This window comes from Comamonas humi (assembly GCF_054782535.1).
On sequence record NZ_BAAGSH010000001.1, the window covers coordinates 44,248 to 63,967 of the forward strand.

22 protein-coding genes and 1 riboswitch are annotated in these 19,720 nt (G+C 68.9%); of the genes, 2 read left to right on the plus strand and 20 right to left on the minus strand.

Annotated elements, in window-relative coordinates; translation table 11 throughout:
• Nucleotides 1–50 precede the first annotated feature (50 nt).
• The 4 genes from ACYVKR_RS00215 to ACYVKR_RS00230 form a co-directional block, all read right to left on the minus strand.
• Nucleotides 51–1,232: an MFS transporter gene (locus tag ACYVKR_RS00215; protein ID WP_460478688.1), complete on the minus strand. Its 1,182-nt coding sequence runs from the start codon at nt 1,230–1,232 to the stop codon at nt 51–53.
• A gap of 155 nt (nt 1,233–1,387) precedes the next feature.
• Nucleotides 1,388–1,816 carry a type II 3-dehydroquinate dehydratase gene (gene aroQ / locus ACYVKR_RS00220; protein ID WP_460478689.1) on the minus strand — a complete coding sequence of 143 codons (429 nt, stop codon included), beginning with the start codon at nt 1,814–1,816 and terminating at the stop codon, nt 1,388–1,390.
• Between the two features lie 28 nt (nt 1,817–1,844).
• A complete protein-coding gene (locus ACYVKR_RS00225; protein WP_460478690.1) occupies nt 1,845–2,678 on the minus strand; it encodes a shikimate dehydrogenase family protein in 834 nt (277 codons plus the stop codon).
• A 37-nt stretch (nt 2,679–2,715) separates the two neighbouring features.
• Nucleotides 2,716–4,110, minus strand: a complete 1,395-nt coding sequence (locus ACYVKR_RS00230; protein ID WP_460478691.1) for an MFS transporter — start codon at nt 4,108–4,110, stop codon at nt 2,716–2,718.
• A 158-nt stretch (nt 4,111–4,268) separates the two neighbouring features.
• Between ACYVKR_RS00230 and ACYVKR_RS00235 the strand changes: the two genes are divergently transcribed.
• Nucleotides 4,269–5,048: an IclR family transcriptional regulator gene (locus tag ACYVKR_RS00235; RefSeq protein ID WP_460478692.1), complete on the plus strand. Its 780-nt coding sequence runs from the start codon at nt 4,269–4,271 to the stop codon at nt 5,046–5,048.
• Between the two features lie 86 nt (nt 5,049–5,134).
• On the opposite strand, the gene ACYVKR_RS00240 is transcribed toward ACYVKR_RS00235, so the two are convergent.
• From ACYVKR_RS00240 to ACYVKR_RS00295, 12 genes are all read right to left on the minus strand, one after another.
• On the minus strand, nt 5,135–6,151 hold the full coding sequence (locus ACYVKR_RS00240; RefSeq protein WP_460478693.1) for an aldo/keto reductase: 1,017 nt from the start codon (nt 6,149–6,151) through the stop codon (nt 5,135–5,137).
• 106 nt (nt 6,152–6,257) lie between these two features.
• Nucleotides 6,258–7,139 (minus strand): sugar phosphate isomerase/epimerase family protein, encoded by an 882-nt coding sequence (locus tag ACYVKR_RS00245; RefSeq protein ID WP_460478694.1) that lies wholly within the window; start codon nt 7,137–7,139, stop codon nt 6,258–6,260.
• Nucleotides 7,140–7,148: 9 nt separating this feature from the next.
• Complete coding sequence (locus ACYVKR_RS00250; RefSeq protein WP_460478695.1) at nt 7,149–8,054, minus strand: 4-hydroxyphenylpyruvate dioxygenase; 906 nt, start codon at nt 8,052–8,054, stop codon at nt 7,149–7,151.
• A gap of 25 nt (nt 8,055–8,079) precedes the next feature.
• Entirely contained in the window at nt 8,080–9,030 is a 951-nt protein-coding gene (locus ACYVKR_RS00255; protein WP_460478696.1) for a Gfo/Idh/MocA family oxidoreductase, read from the minus strand.
• Nucleotide 9,031: 1 nt separating this feature from the next.
• Nucleotides 9,032–9,898, minus strand: a complete 867-nt coding sequence (locus ACYVKR_RS00260) for a class III extradiol ring-cleavage dioxygenase family protein (RefSeq protein WP_460478697.1) — start codon at nt 9,896–9,898, stop codon at nt 9,032–9,034.
• 4 nt (nt 9,899–9,902) lie between these two features.
• Entirely contained in the window at nt 9,903–10,358 is a 456-nt protein-coding gene (gene ligA / locus ACYVKR_RS00265; RefSeq protein WP_460478698.1) for a protocatechuate 4,5-dioxygenase subunit alpha, read from the minus strand.
• A gap of 2 nt (nt 10,359–10,360) precedes the next feature.
• Nucleotides 10,361–11,278, minus strand: a complete 918-nt coding sequence (locus ACYVKR_RS00270) for an amidohydrolase family protein (RefSeq protein WP_460478699.1) — start codon at nt 11,276–11,278, stop codon at nt 10,361–10,363.
• Between the two features lie 20 nt (nt 11,279–11,298).
• Nucleotides 11,299–12,273 (minus strand): Bug family tripartite tricarboxylate transporter substrate binding protein, encoded by a 975-nt coding sequence (locus ACYVKR_RS00275; RefSeq protein WP_460478700.1) that lies wholly within the window; start codon nt 12,271–12,273, stop codon nt 11,299–11,301.
• A gap of 11 nt (nt 12,274–12,284) precedes the next feature.
• Entirely contained in the window at nt 12,285–12,968 is a 684-nt protein-coding gene (gene ligK, locus ACYVKR_RS00280; RefSeq protein ID WP_460478701.1) for a 4-hydroxy-4-methyl-2-oxoglutarate aldolase/4-carboxy-4-hydroxy-2-oxoadipate aldolase, read from the minus strand.
• Between the two features lie 131 nt (nt 12,969–13,099).
• Nucleotides 13,100–14,128, minus strand: coding sequence for an amidohydrolase family protein (locus ACYVKR_RS00285; RefSeq protein WP_460478702.1), 1,029 nt, complete (start codon nt 14,126–14,128; stop codon nt 13,100–13,102).
• Between the two features lie 29 nt (nt 14,129–14,157).
• Nucleotides 14,158–14,865 carry a substrate-binding domain-containing protein gene (locus ACYVKR_RS00290; RefSeq protein WP_460478703.1) on the minus strand — a complete coding sequence of 236 codons (708 nt, stop codon included), beginning with the start codon at nt 14,863–14,865 and terminating at the stop codon, nt 14,158–14,160.
• Nucleotides 14,866–14,988: 123 nt separating this feature from the next.
• On the minus strand, nt 14,989–15,549 hold the full coding sequence (locus ACYVKR_RS00295; protein WP_460478704.1) for a TMEM165/GDT1 family protein: 561 nt from the start codon (nt 15,547–15,549) through the stop codon (nt 14,989–14,991).
• 28 nt (nt 15,550–15,577) lie between these two features.
• Nucleotides 15,578–15,763: riboswitch (yybP-ykoY riboswitch) on the minus strand.
• Between the two features lie 330 nt (nt 15,764–16,093).
• Here ACYVKR_RS00295 and ACYVKR_RS00300 point away from each other — a divergent pair.
• Nucleotides 16,094–16,645, plus strand: coding sequence for an RNA recognition motif domain-containing protein (locus tag ACYVKR_RS00300; protein WP_460478705.1), 552 nt, complete (start codon nt 16,094–16,096; stop codon nt 16,643–16,645).
• Nucleotides 16,646–16,720: 75 nt separating this feature from the next.
• Here ACYVKR_RS00300 and ACYVKR_RS00305 read toward each other — a convergent pair whose 3' ends face one another.
• The 4 genes from ACYVKR_RS00305 to ACYVKR_RS00320 are packed head-to-tail and all read right to left on the minus strand — an operon-like array spanning nt 16,721 to nt 19,711.
• On the minus strand, nt 16,721–17,515 hold the full coding sequence (locus ACYVKR_RS00305) for an SDR family oxidoreductase (RefSeq protein WP_460478706.1): 795 nt from the start codon (nt 17,513–17,515) through the stop codon (nt 16,721–16,723).
• A gap of 8 nt (nt 17,516–17,523) precedes the next feature.
• Nucleotides 17,524–18,144, minus strand: coding sequence for an LPS export ABC transporter periplasmic protein LptC (lptC, locus tag ACYVKR_RS00310; protein ID WP_460478707.1), 621 nt, complete (start codon nt 18,142–18,144; stop codon nt 17,524–17,526).
• Entirely contained in the window at nt 18,141–18,704 is a 564-nt protein-coding gene (locus ACYVKR_RS00315) for a KdsC family phosphatase (RefSeq protein ID WP_460478708.1), read from the minus strand. The genes lptC and ACYVKR_RS00315 overlap by 4 nt, the downstream gene beginning before the upstream one ends.
• 5 nt (nt 18,705–18,709) lie before the next feature.
• Nucleotides 18,710–19,711 carry a KpsF/GutQ family sugar-phosphate isomerase gene (locus ACYVKR_RS00320; RefSeq protein ID WP_460478709.1) on the minus strand — a complete coding sequence of 334 codons (1,002 nt, stop codon included), beginning with the start codon at nt 19,709–19,711 and terminating at the stop codon, nt 18,710–18,712.
• Nucleotides 19,712–19,720: the final 9 nt, after the last annotated feature.

A 19,720-nucleotide genomic window follows, 5' to 3' on the forward strand; every position in this document is an offset into this window, starting at 1 on the left:
GCTTCAAGCATTAAATTGGCTTCCAGCGCTTGTGCAGCAAGCGCTGGAAGCTATTGTTTTTGATGGAGCCGCAAACGCGGCAGCCACGCAAAGGCGATGGACACCAGCAGCAGCGCCGCCACCGCCATCGGCAGCACCATGGGCCAGGCGCCGCGGCCGGGGTCCATGAAATGCGCGGCCGTCTGGCCCAGCGCGAAGGCGGCGATCATCATCGCAAAGCCCGACCACGACACCGCCCGCCCCGCCAGCGCGGGCAGCTCGCTCACCGCGCCGGCCTGGCCGCAGGGGTTGTGGATGCCGTGGCCCAGCATGTAGACGGCATGGCCGGCGATCAGCGGCCAGGCACTGGCCGGCGCCAGCCAGCAGCCCAGCACCTGGATCGCCGCCCCCGCCAGGCTCAGCAGCGCCGCGCCCTGCACGCTGCGCACCGGGCCCACGCGGTGCAGCAGGCGTCGGCAGGCCACGGTGCCGAGGATGTAGACCAGCGAACTGCCCGCCGGCACCCAGCCATACAGCGACGGCGCCATGCCCAGGTAGCCGATGTAGACCATGGGCGACAGCAGCAGAAAGCAGAACACGCCGGCATAGGTGGTGGCCGCCACGCTGGTCCAGACCCGGAAGGCCGGGCTGGCGAACACCGCGCGCGTGCCGCCCTGCAGCGCGGCGCCAGCCGGCGCCGCGGGCTGGTGCGTCTCGCCGAAGCAGCGCCAGCACAGCAGCCACAGCAGCAGCGCGTAGCCGGCCATCAGCACCATCACCCAGCGCCAGCCCGCGCCCTGCACCAGGTAGGCGCCCAGCACCGGGGCGACCAGGGCCATCAGCCCCAGGCCGGTGAGGCCGCGCGCCATCACCTGCGGCCCTTCGTGGGCCGGGTAAAGGTCGCGCACCGCGGCGCGGGCGCACACCAGGATGGCGGCCATCGCCGCGCCCTGGCCGGCGCGCCAGGCGGTGAGCGAGGCCGCGCTGTCGGCCAGCGCGCTGCCTGATGCCGCCAGCGCATAGCCGGCCAGGCCGGCGAGCAGCACCGGCCGGCGCCCGAAGCGGTCGGCCAGCGGGCCGCACAGCAGCTGGGCGCAGCCGAAGGCCAGCGCGAACACCGTGAGGCTGGTGCTGGCCGAGCCCAGCGCGCGGGCGATCTCGGGCAGCGCCGGCAGGTAGCTGTCGGTGGCCATGGGCTGCGCCGCCAGCAACAGCGGCAGCAGCCAGCCAAACAGGGCGTTGGTGTGGGTCATCTCAATTATTCACAGCGCTGCATACCGATCACCAACCTTGGAGCTGGCGCGCTCCATCGCCGGACACCGAGGAAGGGCCGCCCCGCACCGAGGGTGTCGTCCCCCTCCCGAAGAGAGAGGGGGAAGCGGCGCAGCCGCTCAGGGGGTGCTTCATTTCACGCGGCGGCGGCGCGCAGGCCCAGCAGGTAGCTGTCGGCACCGAAGCCGCAGATCTGGCCGCGGGCGACATCGGCGATCACCGAGTGGTGGCGGAAGGCCTCGCGGGCGTGGATGTTGCTCATATGCACCTCGATGATGGGCACCGAGAGGATGGCCAGCGCATCGCGGATGCCGTAGCTGTAGTGCGTCCACGCGCCGGCGTTGATGAGCACGCCGTCGGTACCGTCGCCGTGCGCCTGGTGGATGCGCTCGCACATGGCGCCTTCGTGGTTGGTCTGGAAGCACTCGACGGCGCAGCCCAGCTCCTGGCCCAGCGCCTGCAGGCTGGCGTCGATCTGGGCCAGCGTGGCGCTGCCGTACTGCTTGGGGTCGCGCTTGCCGAACATGTTGAGGTTGATGCCGTGCAGCACGAGGATTTTCTTCATGGCGTGGTCTTTCGCGGAGGTCTGAAAGTCAGTAGGCGATGGCGGCGGACTCGCGCAGCTCGTCGGCCGTGGCGCTGCCGAAGCCGAAGAACTCGAGGTAGGCCGGGATCATCTCGAACAGCATGTCGGTGCCCACCTGCACCGCGCAGCCCTTGTCGCGGGCCGCGCGCAACAGCGGCGTGTACTCGCTCTTCATCACCACCTCGCCGACGAAGGTCTCGGGGCCGATGCGCGCCACGTCGAAGGGCAGCGGGTCGTCCGGCTTCATGCCCAGCGGCGTGGCGTTGACGACCACGTCGAAGCCCTGCGGGTCGTTGGAGCCGGTGCGCACCTGCAGGCGCGGATAGTGCTGGCGCAGGCGCCCGGCCAGCGCCTCGGCGCTGTCGGCGCGGGCATCGAACAGCGCCAGTTCGGCCACGCTGGCGGCGGCCAGCGACGCGGCAATGGCCGAGCCCACGCCGCCCGCGCCCGAGACCAGCACGCGCGCGCCGTCGAGCTGGCGACCCTTGCGCAGCACGCCGCGCACGAAGCCCGCGCCGTCGAACTGGTCGCCCAGCAGCGTGCCGTCGTCGCGCCTGAGCACCGCATTGCAGGCGCCGGCGATGTGCACCGCGGGCGTGACCTCGTCCAGCTTGTCCACCACCGCCACCTTGTGCGGCATGGTGATGAGCGCGCCGCGCAGGTTGGTGAAGCGGAAGATGGCGTCGAAGCCCGGGCCGAAGTCCTCGGCCTTCACGCCCATGGGCACGACGAAGGCATCGATGCCCCGGCGCTCGAACCAGGGGTTGTAGATCATCGGCGCCTTGAAGCTCTCGGTGGGGTAGCCGATGTGGGCGATGAGGGTGGTCTTGCCGGAAATCATGCTCGGGGTCTCTTCGGAAGGTTGCAGAGAGGGCGTTTCAGCGGCCGCCCTGGGCCAGGGCCTGGGCACGCAGCCGGTCGTACTCGGCCTTGTCCACCGGCTCGGCGCCGGGATGGCCCAGGTCCTGGATGCGGATGCGGTAGGTTTCGCGGGCGCTCCAGCAGGCGATGGCCGCGACGATGGTGATGCCGAAGGCGATGGCGCCCACGGTGAGCCAGATGTTGCTGGAGCCCGGAGGCGCCACGGCGGTGAACAGCGCCGGCAGCATGGCGGTGGCGGCCGTGCCCAGGTTCTGCGAGATGGCCATCGCCGACACCCGGGTGCGGGTGGGGAACAGCTCGGGGTAGAAGCTCGGGAACACGGCGTTGTAGCCCTGGTAGACCACGCCCCACATCAGGATGGAGATGACGAAGGCCAGCGGCACGCTCTTGATGCTGATGGCGTAGAGGTAGGCGAAGGCCAGCAGGCCCGACAGCAGCGCGCCCACGATCATGGGCGGCTTGCGGCCGATGCGGTCGGACAGGTTGCCCACGAAGGGGATCACCAGCACCGCGACGATGTTGCCCACCACCGGGATCCACAGGTACATGTCCTTCTCGAAGCCGATGCCGTAGGCCGGCTGCACCGCGTAGGCCGCGCCGAAGATGGTGGCCACCACCGGGATCACGTTCATCAGCGCCATGCAGACCACGCGCAGCATGTCGGGCGAGCTGTGCTTGAAGGCGTCGACGATGGGCGAGCGCGCGCGCTGCTGCTGCTCGTTCTTGTCGGTGAAGGCGGGGGTCTCGTCCACCTCCCGGCGGATGATGTAGCCGGCGATGATGACGACGAAGCTCAGGATGAACGGGATGCGCCAGCCCCAGCTGTTGAACTGCTCGGCCGGCATGTAGTGCGCCAGCGGCAGGAACACCGCCGCCGCCAGGATCTGGCCGGCCTGCACGCCCTGCAGCGTGAAGCTGGCGAAGAAGCCCCGGCGCCCGAACGGCGCGTGCTCCAGGATCATCGAGCTGGCGCCCGAGATCTCGCCGGCCACCGCGAAGCCCTGGATCAGGCGCATCAGCACCAGCAGCGCCGGCGCCCACAGGCCGACCTGCTCGTAGGTGGGCAGCAGGCCCACGGCAATGGTCGAGAAGCCCATCAGGAACATGCACCACACCAGCACCTGCTTGCGCCCGTGCGTGTCGCCCAGGTGGCCGAGCACGAAGGCGCCGATGGGCCGCGCCACGTAGCCCACGCCGTAGGTGGCCAGCGAGGCGATGATGGCGATGGCCGGATCGCCCTTGGGGAAGAAGATCTGCGGGAAGATCAGCGCCGCGGCGGTGGCGTAGATGAAGAAGTCGTAGTACTCCAGCGCCGAGCCGATCCAGCCGCTGGCGGCGGCCTTCTTGGACTGGTGCTGGCCCTGTGGCGCATGGGCCGAGGCTGTGTTCATATTTGTCTCCTGATCGAATGGGGAAGCCCCCGGAACGTGGGTTGAATGTAGTTCCCGGCCCCGGCGCGACCCAAGCCATTTTCCCAACGCGTGCGCGGTGATCGCTCATTTCTGTACGATGATCGATCGCACCCAGGGTTTTCACCGAAGGACTGGCCATGGACTCCTGCAGCGCTCCCGGCGAGCTCGACAAACGCGACTGGATCGCCGGCCTGGAGCGCGGCGTGTCGATCATCGAGGCCTTCGACGACGCCCATCCGCGCATGACGGCGGCCGAGGCCGGGCAGCGCACCGGCATGACGCGCACGGCCGCGCGCCGCTACCTGCTGACGCTGCAGCACATGGGCTATGTGGCGGGGGATGGCAAGCTGTTCTGGCTCACGCCGCGGGTGCTGCGGCTGGGCCAGTCGTACCTGGAATCGGCGCGGCTGCCGCGCGTGGCGCAGCCCTTCCTGCAGCGCGTGGCGGCCGGCACGCACGAGACCGCCTACCTGGCGGTGCTGGATGACGACGAGGTGGTCTACATCGCGCGCAACGGCCCCAACCGCAACATGAACACCGGCTACGTGCTGGGCGCGCGCGTGCCCGCGCAGGTGACGGCCGCCGGCATGCTGATGCTGGCCATGCGCGGCGACGAGGTGCTGCAGCACTGGATGGCCACGCGGGCGCTGAGCATCTTCACGCCCCACACCATCGCCAGCAAGGCGCTGATGCTGCAGGAGATGGCGCGCATCCGCGTGCAGGACTGGGCGCTGTCCGAGCAGCAGCTGGACCTGAATTCGCGCGGCATCGCCGTGCCGCTGCGCGACCGCCACGGCGCGCTGGCCGGGGCGCTGAACATCACCATGCCCATGGGCCAGGAAAGCAGCAAGGACGCCGTGGCCCGCGTGCTGCCGGTGCTGCGCGAGGCCGCGCAGGCCATGCGCAACCTGATCTGACGGGGACAGCAGGCTTTTAGATTAAATTGGCCGCTGGCGCCCATACAGCAAGCGCCAGCAGCTATGTTTTTTGAATGAGGGCGGGCTCAGACCGTCTCGAAAGCGTACTTCTCGGTATCGACCTCGCGCTGCGAGGCCGGCGTGTAGCGGTCGCCCGCGATGGCTTCGGGGCGGAACAGTTCGTCCAGCTCGGCCAGCAGCGCCGCGTCGAGCCGCAGCGCGGCGCCGCGCACGTTCTCGCGCAGGTGGTCCACGCTGGTCGTGCCGGGCAGCGCGACCACGTGCTCGCCCTGGTTCACCACCCAGGCGATGGCCAGCTCGGCCAGCGTGCAGCCGGCGCGCTCGGCGATGTCCCGCATGGGCGCGAGCAGCCGCAGGTTGCGCGCATAGGCCTCGGGCGCAAAGCGCGGCATGGTGCTGCGGATGTCGCCGGGCGCGAGGCTGGCCACGTCCTGCAGCTTGCCGCTGAGGAAGGCCCGTCCCATGGGGCTGAAGGCCACGTAGGCGATGCCCAGCTCGCGGCAGGCCTCCAGCGTGCCCAGCTCGGCATTGCGCGACCACAGCGAATACTCGCTCTGCAGCGCGGCGATGGGGTGCTCGCGGTGCGCGCGGCGCAGCTGGGCCGCGCCGACCTCGGACAGGCCCAGCGCGCGGATCTTGCCTTCGTCCTTGAGCCGCGCCATCTCGCCCACCGACTCCTCGATCGGCACGCGCGGGTCCCAGCGGTGCAGGTAGTACAGGTCGATCACGTCCGTGCCCAGGCGCTGCAGGCTGTCCTCGCAGTTGCGGCGCACGGCCTTGGGGTGGCCGTCGATCACGCGGCGCACCACGCCGTCATCGCCGCGCACGCCGGCCATGCCGCCCTTGCTGGCCAGCGTGATGTGGTTGCGGTGCGACTTGAGCACCGGTCCGACCAGCAGTTCGCTGGCGCCGAAGCCGTACAGCGCCGCGGTGTCGAACATGGTGACGCCGGCATCCAGCGCCGCGTGCAGCACGGCATGGGCCTGCTCGGTGGTGGTGGGCAGGCCGTAGGCGTGGCAGAAGTTCATGCAGCCCAGGCTGAGGGCGCTGACGGAAAAGGGCCCCACGGGGCGCGACGGCATGGTCATGGCTTCCTCAAAAAGATGAGCGGCTGGCGCTCGCTGTTCCTGGTTTCTGGATGGTATTTATACCAAAACCCAGGAATGGCAAGCGCCAGCCGCTATGTTTTTAGCTGCGCTGCCGCGTCCACGCGGGCAGCGGCGCGGGCTGGTGCAGCACGTCCTCGTGCAGCCACAGCGCGCTCTGGCGCGCGCGCTCGGCCACCATGGCCAGCGGCAGCTGCTGGTAGTCGTCGTTGAAGACCTCGAAGCTGTAGTCGCCGCCGTAGCCCAGGCGGTCGAGCCGGCGCACGAAGTCGGCCAGCTGCTCGCTGTGCACGCCCTCGCCGGGAAAGACGCGGAAGGTGCGCGCCGTGGTCATGCGGTCCTCGAAGGTGGGCGTCTCGTTCCACATGAAGTCGGACAGCTGCACCAGGAAGATGCTCGCGGGATCGATCCCCTCCAGCTCGTCCAGCGGGGTCTGCGCCGCGAAGATGTGGAAGGAGTCCAGGCCCACGCCCAGGTTCGGCGTGTCGGCGCGGCAGACCACGTCCCAGCTGGTGGTGAACTCGTTGATGGTGCGGCCCCAGGACAGCCCTTCGTAGGCGATCTTGATGCCCAGCGGTATGCCCAGCATCGCCAGCTTGCGCAGGTCGGCCGCGATGGCGTCGAGGTCGTCCGTGGCGTGGCGCGAGGTGGATGAGCAGGCCAGCAGCACGGGGCTGCCGATCTCGGCGCACATCTCGAGCATGGACTTGGCGATGTCCACCTTGTAGTGGTGCAGGTGGCCTGACAGGCCCTCGAAGTCGCGCAGCACCTGGAAGCCCGTGGGCCGCAGGCCGCTGGCGCGCACGGCCTGCGCCGCGGCGCGCACGCCGCCGGGGTGGCCCACCAGGTCGCGGGCGTTGAGCATGACCTGGCCGAAGCCGGCGCCGGCGATGGCGTCGAGCTTGGCCTCGAGCGATCCGTTCAGCGTGATCGTGTCCATGCCGTAGCGGTCGAGCAAGTGCATGGTGGTCTCCTAGAGGGTATGCACCAGCTCGAACGCCACCGTGCCGAGCACGTTGCGGGTGAGCGCGCCGCGGTCGTCGGGGTGCAGGCGGTTCGATTCGACGAACTCCACGCCGCGGCCCTTGAGCACCTGCACGGCCTGCTCGACGTCGGGCGCGCCCAGGCCGATGCGCTGCAGCGACTCGGGCACGGCGTCCTCCCATTCCTGGCCGATCTCGGGCTCGATCAGCTGCCACAAAAAGCTGCCGCAGGGGCTGCGCATGAGCTTGCCCTTGGGCAGGATGCCGAAGCGCTCCTCGTCGGGCAGCAGGTGGAAGTCGAACATGCGCTCGAAGTAGGTGATCCAGTCGATGCTGCGGTCCGCGCCGATGTACTGCACCACGCCGAAGTAGCCCAGGCCGGCCAACGCCGGCGGGTGCGGATCGACCGAGGGAATGGGCGTGAAGTCGATGTCGTAGATCGAGAACTCGCGCCAGCGGTCGACGAAGTAGAAGCGGCTGCCGCCCGGCCCGTGGATCGCGGGGATGTGCAGCTCCATCGCCTGGGCGTGGCTGGGCACGGCCCAGGCGCCCAGGTCCAGGCAGCGGGTGTGGGCGGCCAGCGCATTGCGCACGCGCAGCGCCACGGCCGAGATCACCGGCTGCTCGGATGCCGCGGCGCCGGGGCGCGCCTCGTCGGTGCTGGCGTTGACCACCAGGTTCATGCCGCCCTGGCGGTACAGCGTCACCTCGCGCGAGCGGTGCCGCGCCACGGGGCGGAAACCCATGGCCTCCAGCACCTGGCCCAGCGCCTGGGGCCGGCTGGTGGTGTACTCGATGAACTCTATGCCCTCGATGCCGAGGCGGTTCGGCCGCTCGGGCACGTGCTCGCGGCCGGTGGAGGCCGGGTCGTTGGGGTCGGTGGTGGCGGTGGTCATGGAAGCCTTTCCTGCAATCGGTGGATCAAGCCTGCAGCTGCCGCTCCAGGTCGTGCAGCACCTGGTAGCAGGGTAGCACCTGGGCCACGCTGGAGTTGGGCTCGCGGCCTTCGCGGATGGCGGCGAAGAACTCGCGGTCCTGCAGCTCGATGCCGTTCATCGACACATCGACGCGCGACACATCGATCTGCTCTTCCTTGCCGTTGTACAGGTCGTCGTAGCGGGCGATGTAGGTGCCCGTGTCGCCGATGTAGCGGAAGAACGTGCCCAGCGGGCCATCGTTGTTGAACGACAGCGACAGCGTGCAGATGGCGCCGTTGGCGGCCTGCAGCTGGATGCTCATGTCCATGGCGATGCCCAGGTCCTTGTGAATCGGGCCCTGCACGGCGTTGGCCTTCACGATGGGGCTGCCGGCCTGGTAGGCGAACAGGTCCACGGTGTGGGCGGCGTGGTGCCACAGCAGGTGGTCGGTCCAGCTGCGCGGCTGGCCCAGCGCGTTCATGTTGGTGCGGCGGAAGAAGTAGGTCTGCACATCCATCTGCTGGATGTTGAACTCGCCGGCCGCGATCTTCTTGTGCACCCACTGGTGGCTGGGGTTGAAGCGGCGCGTGTGGCCCACCATGGCGACCTTGCCCACCTGCTGCTGCAGCGCCAGCACTTCCTCGCCTTCCTTGAGCACGTCGCACAGCGGGATCTCGACCTGCACGTGCTTGCCCGCGGCCAGGCAGGCCTTGGTCTGCGCGGCGTGCATCTGCGTGGGCGTGCAGAGGATGACGGCGTCCACCTCCTGGATAGCCAGGCTGTCGGCCAGCTCGGTGGTCACGTGCGGGATGCCGTACTTGTCGGCCACTTCGCGGGTCTTGTCCAGGTCGCGGCTGATGAGCGAGACGACCTCGACGCCATCGATGTTCTTGATGCCGTCCAGGTGCTTGATGCCGAACGCGCCGGCGCCGGCCAGGGCTACTTTGATGGTCATGTCAGTTCTCCAGGATCAGGTGGCCTACGGCCGTGTTGGATGCGGGTACGTGGTAGAAGCGGTGCGCCACCTTGGGCGGCCGGGCGGGGCTGTCGATGTCGGCCATCGCGCCGCGCGCGATCAGCCACATCACCAGCTCGATGCCCTCGGAGCCGGCTTCGCGCACGTAGTCGATGTGCGGCATCTGCGTGAGGCCGTGCGGGTTGTCGATCAGGCGGTCGAGGAAGCGGTTGTCCCACTCCTGGTTGATGAGGCCCGCGCGCGCGCCCTGCAGCTGGTGGCTCATGCCGCCGGTGCCCCAGATGTGGACGTTCAGGTCCTCGTCGTAGCTCTCCACCGCCTTGCGGATGGCGCGGCCCAGGTTGAAGCAGCGCTGGCCCGAGGGCACGGGGTACTGCACCACGTTGACGGCGAACGGAATCACCGGGCAGGGCCAGGCGCCAGTCTTCGGGTCTTGCTCGCCGCACATCAGCGACAGCGGCACCGTCAGGCCGTGGTCCACGTCCATCTGGTTGACGATGGTGAGGTCGAAGTCCTGCTGGATCACGCTCTGCGCGATGTGGCTGGCCAGCTCGGGGTGGCCCACCACCGGCGGCACGGGGCGCGGGCCCCAGCCTTCGTCGGCGGGCTGGTATTGGGCCGCCGTGCCGATGGCGAACGTGGGGATGCAGTCCAGGCTGAAGGCCGTGGCGTGGTCGTTGTAGACCAGGAAGACCACGTCGGGCTGGTTGTCCTTCATCCACTGGCGCGAGAACTCATAGCCCTGGAACAGCGGCTGCCAGTAGGGCTCCTGGGTCTTGCCCAGGTCCATGGCCGCGCCGATGGCGGGCACGTGCGAGGTGTAGACGGATGCGGTGATGCGGGCCATGGGCTCAGCCCTCCTTCTTGGGTTGTCCGGCCGCGCCAGCAGCACCTTGGGGCTGGCGGTGCGGCTGTGCGTCGCCATCCTCGCCGAGGTAGCGGTTGCCATCGGCGCTGCGGCCGCCGGCCACCATCATGGCGCGGTACTCGTCCTCGGTCATGCCGGTCATGGAGCCGGCCATCTGCTGGAAGCTCTTGCCGTCGGTGGCGCCGATCTTGGCCAGGAAATAGATGTTGCCGCCGGTGCGCATGCACCAGTTCAGGTCGCGCGCCAGCACGGCCTGCTTCTGCTCCTCGGTCATCGCCCACTCGTCGAGGTAGGCGCGCTCATCGGCCTTGAAGCGCGCGCGGTTCTCGGCCTGCATCAGCGACATGCAGAACTGGTTGAGCCAGTAGCCTTTGCGGCTCTGCTCGGCATCGAAAATGATGGTGCCGGGCACGTCCAGGTAGGGTTTTTCGAGCGCCATGGTCAGGCTTCCTCCGGCCAGTACAGGCGCATGGGGTTGTCCACCAGCAGCTTGCGCTGCAGCTCGGCCGTGGGCGCGATGTGGGGGATGAAGTCCACCAGCAGGCCGTCGTCGGGCATGTGGTCCTTGAGGTTGGGGTGGGGCCAGTCGGTGCCCCAGAGCACGCGCTCGGGGAACTCCTCGACCACGCGGCGCGCGAACGGCACCACGTCGCGGTAGGCATTCTGCTCACCATCCAGCGCCCTGGGGCCGGTCACCGACAGGCGCTCGGGGCAGGACACCTTGCTCCACACGTTGGGGTGCTCGCGCATGAACTTCAGGAACAGCGCGAACTCCTCGCTGTCCACGCCCTTGCTCACGTCGGGGCGGCCCATGTGGTCCACCACCACGGTGGTGGGCAGCGCGGTGAAGAAGTCCCACAGCTCGGGCAGGTCCACGGCCTCGAAATAGATGACCACGTGCCAGCCCAGTTGGGCGATGCGGCCGGCGATCTCCAGCAGCTCGTCCTTGGGCGTGAAGTCCACCAGGCGCTTGACGAAGTTGAAGCGCACGCCGCGCACGCCGGCGGCGTGCAGGGCCTGCAGTTCCTCATCGCTCACGCTGCGCTTGACGGTGGCCACGCCGCGCGCCTTGCCGCCGGAGGATTGGCAGGCATCGACCATGGCGCGGTTGTCGGCGCCGTGGCAGGTGGCCTGCACGATCACGTTGCGCGCAAAGCCCAGGTGGTCGCGCAGCGCGAACAGCTGCGCCTTGCTGGCGTCGCAGGGCGTGTACTTGCGCTCGGGCGCGAACGGGAATTCATCGCCGGGGCCGAACACGTGGCAGTGCGCATCGACGGCGCCTGCGGGCAGCTGGAACTTCGGTTGGCTGGGGCCGGCGTACCAGTCCAGCCAGCCAGGGGTCTTGGTGAAAGTGCTCATGGGATGTCGTCCTTGGAATATCAATCGGGCTTGATGCCGGTCTCGCGCACCAGCTTCTCGTAGCGCAGGCGCTCGGCATGGATCAGCGCGGCGAACTGCTCGCGCGGGCCGGGCGAAACCTCGCCGCCCACGGCCGTCATGCGCTGGCGCACCTCGGTGCTGGCCAGGGCCTTCTGCACCTCGGCATGCAGGCGATCGAGCACCGCCGCGGGCGTGGCAGCCGGCGCCACCAGGCCGTACCAGACCGAGGCCTCGAAGCCGGCAAAGCCGGACTCGGCGATCGTCGGCGCATCGGGAAAGATGCTGCGGCGCTGGGCCGAGAGCACGGCCAGCACCTTGAGCTTGCCGCTCTTGGTGTGCGGCAGCGCCTCCAGCGCGTTCACCGCGACCAGCGGCACCTGGCCGCCGATGGTGTCGGTGATGGCCTGCGCGCCGCCGCGGTAGGGCACGTGCTGCAGCTCGATGCCGGCGGCCTTGGCGAACAGCTCGACGGCCATGTGCGGCGTGGCGCCGTTGCCGGGGCTGGCGAAGGCGATGCGCCGGGGCTGCGCCTTGGCGGCGGCGATCAGCTGCGCCACGCTGCCGTAGGGCGCCGACGGGTTGGCCGCGATCACCACCGGCACGCGGCCGACCAGGGCCACGGGCGCGAGGTCGCGCTCGGCATCGAAGGGCGCGGGCTGGTACAGCGCCATGTTGGCGGCCAACGCATTGGCCGCGAGCATCAGCGTGTAGCCGTCGGGCGCGGCGTCGATGACGGATCGGACCGCGATGTTGGTGCCCGCGCCGGGCTTGTTCTCGACCACCACGGGCTGGCCCAGGCCGGACGCCAGGCTCTGGCCCAGCGTGCGCGCAACGATGTCCACCGCGCCGCCGGCCGAGTAGCCGACCACCAGGCGGATGGGCTTGCCCGGGTATGCGGCCTGCGCCCCGGCGCGGCCGGCAAACGCCAAGCCGGCCAGACTGGCCAGCGAGCCGATTGCGGTTCTGCGGTCCATGGCACGCTCCTTCAGTCGATGTAGCGCAGGCCGGCCTTCTCGAGCGGCTCGCGCATCTGGTACATGTCCAGGCCCAGGATGCCCGAGGCCAGCTTGGCGCGCTTTTCGCCCTCGAAGCTCTCGCGCTTGAGCGCCGCGGCCAGGGTTTCGGCGGCGCGGGCCGATGGCACGCAGACCACGCCGTCGTCGTCGGCCACGATCACGTCGCCGGGCGTCACCCACATGCCGGCGCAGACCACGGGAATGTTGACCGAGCCCAGCGTGGCCTTGATCGTGCCCTTGGACGAGATGGCTTTGCTCCAGACCGGGAAGCCCATCTCCTGCAGCACGCGCACGTCGCGCACGCCGGCGTCGATGATGAGGGCGCGCGCGCCGCGGGCCTGGAAGCTGGTGGCCAGCAGGTCGCCGAAGTAGCCGTCGGTGCATTCGCTGGTGACGGCGGCGACCACGATGTCGCCGGGCTGGATCTGCTCGGCCGCCACATGCATCATCCAGTTGTCGCCGGGCTGCAGCAGCACGGTCACCGCCGTGCCCGAGACCTGCTGGCCGGGGTAGATGGGCCGCATGTAGGGCTTGAGCAGGCCGACGCGGCCCATGGCCTCGTGCACTGTAGCCGAGCCGAGAGCAGCCAGGCCGTCGGCGGCGGCGCGGTCGGCGCGCTGGATGTTGCGGTAAACGACTCCGAGTTCGTACATGGGAAATCTCCGGTGGTGTTGCTTCCAAAAAGTGAGCTTCTTGCGCTCTCTGTCAGCCGATCTCGAATGGTTTTGTATTCAAGATTGGCCCGTGACAAGCGCCAGCAGCTCTCTTTTTTGATGATTTCAGATCACAGGCCCTTGGCCTTCAGCGCCGTGTCCAGGCGCGTGAACACGCGGCGGGCGTTGCCTTCGTAGACCATGTGCTTCTCGTCGGCCGTCAGGTTCTGCGTGGCTTCGATGTAGCGCTTGGTGTCGTCGTAGTAGTGGCCGGTCTGCGGATCGATGCCGCGCACGGCGCCGATCATCTCGCTGGCGAACAGGATGTTCTTGGTGGGGATCACCTCGGTCAGCAGGTTGATGCCCGGCTGGTGGTAGACGCAGGTGTCGAAAAAGATGTTGTTCAGCAGGTGCTCTTCGAGCAGCGGCTTCTTCAGCTCCTGCGCCAGGCCGCGGAAACGCCCCCAGTGGTAGGGCACGGCGCCGCCGCCATGGGGGATCAGGAACTTCAGCGTCGGGAAGTCCTTGAACAGGTCGCTGGTCAGGCACTGCATGAAGGCCGTGGTGTCGGCGTTCAGGTAATGGCTGCCCGTGGTGTGGAAGCAGGCATTGCAGCTGGTGGAGACGTGGACCATCGCGGGGATGTCGTACTCCACCATCTTCTCGTAGATCGGGTACCAGCTCTTGTCCGACAGCGGCGGCGAGGTCCAGTGGCCGCCCGAGGGATCGGGGTTGAGGTTGATACCCACGTTGCCGTACTGCTCCACGCACTTCACCAGCTCGGGGATGCAGGTCTTGGGATCGACGCCCGGCGACTGCGGCAGCATCGCGGCGGGAATGAAGTGGTCGGGGAACAGCTGGCTCACGCGGTAGCACAGCTCGTTGCAGATCGCCGCCCAGGTGGCCGAGGTCTGGAAGCCGCCGATGTGGTGGGCCATGAACGAGGCGCGCGGGCTGAAGATCGTCAGGTCGGAGCCGCGCTCGCGCATCAGCTTGAGCTGGTTGCTCTCGATGGTCTCGCGGATCTCGTCATCGCTGATCTTGAGCTGGGACGCCTGGGGCGCCTTGGCCGGGTCCTTGAGCCCGGCGACCTGCAGGTCGCGCCAGGCGCCCAGGGCCGCGGGCGCGGTGGTGTAGTGGCCGTGTACGTCGATGATCATGGGGTGTCTCCTGGGGATGGGGAAAACGGTCAGGCGGGCAGGGGCGCCATGCCCTGGCGGCGCTTGGCCTCAGCCGCCTCGGGCGAAGCCATGAAGGCCAGCAGGCGCCGCGCGGCGTCGGCATGGGGCGAGCCGGCCACCACGCCGGCCGAGAAAACGGTGTCGATGGCGATGGCCGCCGGCAGCGCGCCGACGATGGCGATGCCGGGCACGTGGATCAGTTCGCTCAGTTGCTGGAAGCCCAGCGCCACCTCGCCGCTGGCGACCAGCGAGCCCACCGGCACGCCGGGGCGCGCCTGCACGGTGCGCGGCTTCAGTTCATCGGCGATGCCCCAGCGCTCGAACCGCTGCTGCAGCGCCACGCCGCTGGGCCCGGTGGAGTAGCCGATGCTGGGCGCGGCCAGCACCGCGGCGCGCAGCGCCGCTTCAGAGGCTATGTCAGGCTGGGCCGCGCCCGCGGGCACCGCCACCGCGGTGCTGGACAGCGCCAGGTCCACCCGGCTGCCCGCCAGCACGCGGCCGCTGGCTTCCAGTTTGGCGATGGCATCGGTGGCCAGGAAGACCAGGTCGAAGGCCTCGCCTGCGGCCTGCACGCGTCGGGCGGCATCCACGCCACCCACCGACTCGATGGCGACGGGTTCGCCGCCGCGCGCCTGCCAGGCGGCCGCCAGCTCGGCCAGCAGCTGGCGGGTCGCCATCGATGAGATGCCCTTGAGGGCGGTGAGAGCCGTGCCCATGCGCTATGCCTCCTGTGATGTATGGCATTGTGGGCATGGCAGCGGCTGGCGCCAATCTTTGGCGCTCACTAGCAGGTATAGCAATCCGGCATGGCTGGCGGCCGGATGCCGCAGGGACGCCGCTTAGCCAGCCACCAGCGCCAGCACGCCCAGCACCGCGAAGATCGCGGCGCAGACGCGGTGGATCAGCGTCAGCGGCAGGCGGCGGGTGATCTTGTCGCCCAGCCACACCACCGGCGCGTTGGCCAGCATCATGCCCAGCGTGGTGCCGGCCACCACCCAGTAGTAGGCCGAGTACTTGGCTGCCAGCATCACCGTGGCGATCTGCGTCTTGTCGCCCATCTCGGCCAGGAAGAACAGCAGCACCGTGGTGCCGAACACGCCGAAGCGGCCGGGCCCGGAGCTCTCGTCGTCGTCCAGCTTGTCGGGGATCAGCATCCAGACGGCCATCGCCAGGAAAGAGATGCCCAGGATCCAGCGCAGCACATCGGGGCCCAGCACCGTGGTCACCCAGGCGCCGACGGCGCCGGCCAGCGCATGGTTCACCAGCGTGGCGACGAAGATGCCCAGCACGATGGGCCAGGGTTTGCGGAACTTGGCCGCCAGCACGAGCGACAGCAGCTGCGTCTTGTCGCCCATTTCGGCCAGGGCGACGACGGCGGTGGAGATGAAGAAAGCTTCCATGGTGGGGAGGGATCAATCGTTGTAGCCGGATAGGACCAAGACAGCATCGGCCCCACCCCGACTCCGGCATGGGATCGGTGTGCGGCCAATGGTCTCGCCCAATGTCGGCTGACATCGCATGTGCCATGGGTTCCGCCAGGCGGCTCCCAAGTCTGTTGACACATGCTTCCCGGCGCATTGCGCGGCGGGCAGGCTACTCCCCAAAGACGGGCGCCATTTTAAGCGCAAGCGGCTGGCGATCCAGGCATGTCCTTGGGCTCCAACCCTGTCCACCTCGGGGTTTCAATTACGCGTTTTCCCTAGAGAGCCAGGCTCTCTGATGGTTTTTCACGGTTTTTTTTGCGGTTTTCTTGCAACAAGGAGAAAAACGCTTGTACATAGGGCTTTTATATGCCAGAGAATGGCGGATGGAGAGCCATCTCCATGGTATTAGCGGTGAATCGTTAGTTTCGTTTAGGCGCACGTCACGTGGACAAAACCCCATGCCAGATGTCGCATCGCTCGGGACTCCATCGCGTTTTTCAGTGTTATCAGGAGTCCCTGGATGGGCAACAAGCTTTACGTTGGAAACTTGCCGTACTCTGTACGTGACAATGATCTGGAACAGGCCTTTGGTCAATTTGGCGCTGTGACCAGTGCCAAAGTCATGATGGAGCGCGACACCGGCCGCTCCAAGGGCTTCGGTTTCGTGGAAATGGGCAGCGATGACGAAGCCCAGGCCGCGATCAATGGCTTGAACGGCCAGCCCCTGGGCGGCCGCAACCTGGTGGTGAACGAGGCCCGTCCGATGGAAGCCCGTCCTCCCCGCACCGGCGGTGGCGGCTTCGGCGGCCCGCGCGGTGGTGGCGGCGGCTTCGGCGGCCCCCGTGGCGGTGGCTTCGGTGGTGGTGGCGGCGGCTACGGCGGCGGCGGTGGTGGCTACGGCGGCGACCGTGGCGGCTACGGCGGCGGCGGTGGTGGTGGCCGCGACGGCGGTGGCTACAACCGTGGTGGCGGCAGCGACCGCGACAGCGGCTTCCGCAGCCCCTACGGCCATGGTTCGCGTGGCCGTGGCGGCAGCCAGGGCGGCGGCTACGACAACAACGACGACTATTGATGCCTCCTAGCCTTGCCCCTGCGGCGAGGCCCTGTGCATCAGGCCAAAAAGCCCCTTCGCGGGGCTTTTTGCATGTCAGGACCGGGTTTCGTTGTGCCGGTGCTTGCGCGGCCGGTTGGCGACGATGCGGTCGTACAGCGCATCCGGCAGCAGGCGCATGAGCCTGGCCACCACGCCCATCTGCCAGGGAATGACGCGGTGCCGGGCACCGGCCTCGATGGCGGTGAACGCCCGGTCGGCAAAGGCCTCGGCCGGCATCAGGAAGGGCATGCCGTAGCGGTTGCCGCGGGTCAGCGGCGTGTCGACGAAACCCGGGCTGATGGTGACCACGCGCACGCCCGAGGCGCGCAGCTCCACGCGCAGGCTTTCGCAGTAGCTGATGGCCGCCGCCTTGCTGGAACAGTACGCGCCATGCCCCGGCAGGCCCCGCACGCCGGCGACGCTGGCAATGCCCACCAGCCGCCCCGTGCCGCGCGCCTGCATAGGCCGGATGAAGGCGTGGAACGTGGCCGCCATGCCCAGCACGTTGGTCGCATAGGTCTGCGCCATCACGTCCAGGTCCTCGCGCTCGGCCGTGTCTATGCCGTGGCTGATGCCGGCATTGGCGATCACCACGTCCGGCAGGCCCATCTGCGCCAGGCATTGCTCGCTGGCGGCGATGATCTGCGCGGCATCGGCCACATTGGCACTATAGATTTGGTAGCTATCAGCGCTCATGGACTGGGCGCTAGCCCATGATTTGACCATATCCACCCGCCGCGCCACCAGCGCCAGCCGCCAGCCCGCGCGGTGGTAGCGCAGCGCCAGCGCCTGGCCTATGCCGCTGGACGCCCCGGTGATGAAGGCCAGCGGGGCTGGTGGCGTGTGCATGGCGTGCCCTATTTGGCGGGCACGAGCACACCGCGCACGCGGCCCTTGAGCTCGGCCACCTGGGTGATGTTGTTGTAGGTCATGGTGTCGGCCGTGAAGCGGTCCTTGCCGCGCAGCAGCTCCACCGGCTGGTTGGAGCTGACCCGCTCCTCGTTGACCCAGGCGTGCAGGAATTCGCCGCGGAACTCCATCGTGGCCTGGCTGGTTCCGCCCTTGCCCGGCTGGCGCACCACGCGCGCATTGCCGAAGAGCTGCACCTCCGAGCCATCGGCGTTGGTGACGGCCCGGTTGGCCGTGCCCACGGTGATGGCGCCATCGGGCCGGATGGAGCGCATGTGTGCCCGGTCAATCTCGAGCGTCTCGGTGTCCATGAAATGCTGCGCATGGGTGCCGCGGATCTCGCTGCTCAGCCGGCCGCCGGCGTCGAAGTTCTTCACCGAGAAGTCCTTCATGTAGTAGTCCACCTCGTGGCCGGGCTGCATCTCCTGCACCGGCGCGGTCGGGCGCGGCGCATTGCGCACCAGCCACCAGGTGCCGAGCGCCAGCACCCCCATCAGGATGACCGGCAGGTAGATGGACGCGAGGTCCCATACCCGGCGCGCGCTGATGCTGCGGACAGGAAGCTTCATCGCGCGTACCGCTCCAGCAGGTGCGCGTAGGCACCCGACGCGCCCAGCAGCAGGTCGCAGAACTCACGCGCCGCGCCCGCGCCGCCGGGCAGCGTGGTCACGAAGTGGGCGATGGCGCGCACCTCGGCATGGGCGCCCAGCGGTGCGGCCGCCAGCTGGCAGCGGCGCAGCACCGGCAGGTCGGGCCAGTCGTCGCCGATGGCGGCCGCCTGGGTCCAGTCCAGGCCCAGCGTGGTCAGGATCTCCTGCGCGGCGGGCAGCTTGTCCTCGGTGCCGTAGCGCACATGCTCCACGCCGAGCGCGCCGAGGCGGTGGCGCAGCGCGCGCGAATCGCGGCCGGTGATCACCGCCGGGGTGATGCCCGCCTCGCGCAGCAGCTTGATGCCGTGGCCGTCCAGCGTGTTGAAGCGCTTGACGGTCTCGCCCGTTTCGCTGATGTACAGGCCGCCGTCGGTGAGCACGCCGTCCACGTCGAAGAACGCCACTTTCACGCCATGGGCGCGCAGCAGCAGCTCGGGCGGCCATTGCAGGTGGGGGGTCAGCAGGGGAAGGGTTGCCATCGTCATCAGATCACCTTGGCTCGCATCAGGTCGCCGATATGCACCACGCCCACCAGGCGGCCCGCGTCGTCGGTGACGAGCACGCTGGTGATGCGGTGCTGCTCCATCATCGCGGCCGCATCGGCCGCCAGCGCATCGGGCGCGATGCGGCGCGGGCTGGCATGCATGACCTGCCCGGCCGTGGCCTGGCGCAGGTCGGCCCCGGCCTCGATGCGGCGGCGCAGGTCGCCGTCGGTGAATACGCCGAGCAGCACGCCGTCGCCATCGACAATGGCGGCCGCGCCCAGGCCCTTGGCGCTCATCTCGCGCATCAGGTCGCTGAAGCCGGTATCGGACCGCACCAGGGGCAATTCGTCGCCCGAGCGCATCACGTCGGCCACATGGGTCAGCAGGCGCCGCCCCAGCGCGCCGCCGGGGTGCGAGCGCGCGAAATCCTCGGCGCGAAAGCCCCTCGCCTCGAGCAGGGCCACCGCCAGCGCGTCGCCCATGGCCAGTTGGGCCGTGGTGCTGGCCGTGGGGGCGAGGTTCAGCGGGCAGGCTTCCTTGTCCACGCGGGTGTCGAGCACCCAGTCGGCGTGGCGCGCGAGCGACGACTCGGGGCCGCCGGTCATCGCCACCAGCGGCACGCCCAGGCGCTTGAGCACCGGCAGCAGCACGGTGATCTCGCCGCTCTCGCCGCTGTTGGAGATGGCCAGCACCACGTCCTGCCCGGTGACCATGCCCAGGTCGCCATGGCTGGCCTCGCCTGGGTGCACGAAGAAGGCCGGCGTGCCGGTGGATGCCAGCGTGGCCGCGATCTTGCGGCCCACGTGGCCGCTCTTGCCCATGCCCATCACCACCACGCGGCCGCGGGTGCCCAGCACCAGCTGCACCACCTGCACGAAGCGCTCGTCCAGCCGGGCCGCCATGGCGCTGATGGCCTGCGCCTCGATGGCGAAGGTGGCCTGGGCCAGGGCGAGTATCTGCGTGGGGTCGATACGCAGCGGCAAGGGGGGGGAAGCAGTCATGCGGGGATT